Annotated in this window: 1 protein-coding gene; it reads left to right on the top strand. The window is 41.9% G+C overall.

Annotated elements, in window-relative coordinates; all coding sequences use genetic code 11:
• On the top strand, window positions 1–279 hold a 279-nt coding region (locus MN204_RS20520), incomplete at both ends, for a peptide deformylase (RefSeq protein WP_249872908.1).

Below are 279 nucleotides of genomic sequence, written 5' to 3' on the forward strand. Positions count from 1 at the left end.
GTCAAGATGAAGAAGAAAACGAAAAGTACGGTCTTCGTCCTGGTGTTGGATTGGCTGCGCCACAAGTTGGTATTTCACAACAATTTTCTTCAATTTTGATTCCTGATGAAGATGTTGATGACTCAGATATTGACGAAGACGCTGAGCCAACGTACTTCTTTAAGGGAACAATCTACAACCCAGTTATTACACGTCAATCAGTTAAGCAAACAGCCTTGTCAATGGGTGAAGGTTGCTTGTCAGTTGACGAAGATGTACCTGGTTACGTTGAGCGTTCAT

The sequence above is a fragment of the Oceanobacillus saliphilus genome (assembly GCF_023522835.1).
Lineage (GTDB): Bacteria > Bacillota > Bacilli > Bacillales > Amphibacillaceae > Oceanobacillus > Oceanobacillus saliphilus.